The following is a 2,652-nucleotide window of genomic DNA, read 5'->3' on the forward strand; positions in this document are numbered from 1 at the left end:
GCGCGCGACAAGTTCTGCTATAAGCGCTTTGCAGCGTGAAATGCAGGGAATTCGATTGATAAATTCCAACTTTACAACCGAAGGTCGGAATGATGAAACCATGTTTTTCCGAAACGACCTCATCAAGACTCCTGCGTGCGTCATGAAAGACAGTTCATGGGGTTCGAAGCACAGGTAGAGTCGGCAGAAGGAAAGCTAGAGCCATTCCATGGGAAAAGGTATGCTAACTGATATGCCGGATGGCTGAAAAACTAGATAAGGTGAGTATGTTCCACTCGAAAGGAACTGACAAACTTCCGAAATTAAAGGTCTAAAGTTAGAACATAGTGCAAAGCTATGTACCACCTTACGGTGGGGCGAGTGGTGTTGAGTAAAACTGCTCCCTCTGAAATACGCTATACCGAACAATGGCGGTATCAAGCTCGCAGGCTTAAAGGAAGCACCTACGTCTAGAATCTATAGCTGCGTTGTAAGGTACTTGGGAAGCAAGGAACGTTGAATCAAGGACTGTCATCTAAAACGTTTGTAATAAGGCAAAACCAAAATACATTTATCCTTGTGAAGGAAGGGGCATGACCTATGAATCTCTTGTAATGAGAGTGGAGGAACAGCCCCAAGTCTAGTGATGTAGAATGATTATTTTCTTTTACGTGAATGACATCGATCGGGTAGGAATGTGGGAACATCACTCATTGGGAGGGATGCCACAATGTCAACTTTGAGATATTGGGATTACTACAATATGACGGAAACCTTTACTGATTTATACGAAAGAGCTAGCCAAAAAGAATCTTTTAACCAGCTATATGACATTATTACATCCAGAGAAAATATTCTACTAGCTTATCGGGCAATCAAAACCAATAAAGGTTCAAAAACACCTGGTACAGATGGAAGAACCATCAATTACATTAAAAAGCTATCGGAAAGTGAATTAGTGAAAGCAGTCCAAACAAAACTAAAAAACTATCATCCTAAGAAGGTCAGAAGAAAATGGATTGAAAAGGAAAACGGTAAATTAAGACCACTTGGAATTCCATGCATTCTTGACCGTATCATTCAACAATGTTTTAAACAAGTTCTTGAACCAATTGCTGAGGCTCACTTTTATAAACATAGTTATGGGTTTAGACCGTTAAGGTCTACTCATCATGCTATGGCTAGAGTACAATTCTTAATCAACCAATCACAACTACATTTTGTTGTGGATGTTGATATCAAGGGATTTTTCGATAATGTCAATCACACACTTCTTATCAAACAATTATGGAACTTAGGCATACAGGATGGAAAGGTCCTATCTTGCATTTCCAAAATGCTAAAAGCAGAAATTGATATGGAAGGAATACCATCAAAAGGGGTACCACAAGGTGGTATTCTATCCACAATATTATCGAACGTTGTACTAAATGAATTAGACCATTGGGTTGCAGGTCAATGGGAATTATTTCCTCTCACTAAAAACTATAAATCTAAAGTCGGAGAAAGATATGCTAAAAAGCGGACAAACCTCAAAGAAGGGTATCTCGTCCGCTATGCGGACGACTTTAAAATTCTCTGTCGAGATGGGAAGACGGCTCAAAGATGGTATCACGCAGTTAGGTTATACCTAAAAGAACGTTTAAAACTAGATATATCACCTGAAAAATCTCAAATCGTAAATCTACGAAAACGAGAATCAGAATTCTTAGGATTCACAATCAGGGCAGATGTTAAGGGGAAGAAAAGAGTTGCCCATACAGGAATTAAACAAAGTAAATGGAAGAAACTCAAGGAACAAGCTAAAATGCACATCCAAAGAATCAAAGATTCTCCCACCATCCAAAATGCCCTGCGTTTTAATAGTTTTGTTTTAGGTATTCACAACTACTTCAACCGAGCTACACATGTAAATCCAGAATTCTCACGTCTTGCCTACGAATTAAAAGCCTTTCTGTACAATCGCCTTCGTTCTGTTGGGAAATATGGACATCCAGTTAATCCTACTTCAACCTATAAGAAGTTTTATAGTTTAGGATTTAAAACGTTCAAAATTGCGACTGTTCATCTATTCCCGATAGGGAATGTTAAAACAGTTAATGCGTTGAACTTTAGTCCAACACTATCCCTCTTTACAGAAGAAGGCAGAAAAATAGTCTATGACAAATTAAAGCCAAATATTGAGACTGAAATCAGCGCACTAATGAATGCGACTATTCCAGACCGAACAGTTGAGTATTTGGATAATCGAATCAGTCGTTTCAGTATGAAAATGGGGAAATGTGAGATCACAGGTTGGGATTTAAGAGCCTATGATGTTCAGTGTCATCATTTTGTGCCGCAACATCTTGGAGGATCTGATAAATTTAATAACCTTCGCATCCTCCATAAGGACATACATCGGCTTATTCACCGTAAAGACAATGAAATGATTGTATTAGAAATACAAAAATTCGGTTTAAACAAATCAATGATCAAGAGACTGAACCAATACAGAATAAAATGTGGGCTTAAAACGGTAGAATCATCTCACGTTGAAAAGTAACGAAGAACTTATAATCTAGTATACATCGGTAGATGGACCGCCGAATGCTGGGAAACTAGCACGTTCGGTGCGGAGCAGGGGAAAAGCTGGAGATAACTTCAAATGCTTACCTATTGCTAACTTTACTT

The 2,652-nt window shown here is 38.6% G+C and carries 1 protein-coding gene; it reads left to right on the forward strand.

Going from position 1 to position 2,652, the window contains the following annotated elements; genetic code table 11:
• Positions 1-709: 709 nt before the first annotated feature.
• Positions 710-2,524 carry a group II intron reverse transcriptase/maturase gene (ltrA, locus tag KR50_RS17885; protein WP_041061920.1) on the forward strand — a complete coding sequence of 605 codons (1,815 nt, stop codon included), beginning with the start codon at positions 710-712 and terminating at the stop codon, positions 2,522-2,524.
• Positions 2,525-2,652: the final 128 nt, after the last annotated feature.

Origin of the sequence: Jeotgalibacillus campisalis (genome assembly GCF_000829515.1) — a bacterium.
Lineage (GTDB): Bacteria > Bacillota > Bacilli > Bacillales > Jeotgalibacillaceae > Jeotgalibacillus > Jeotgalibacillus campisalis.

Coding starts and splice junctions, on each gene's coding strand:
- ltrA (WP_041061920.1), top strand. CDS start 710: ATGTCAACTTTGAGATATTGGGATTACTACAATATGACGGAAACCTTT.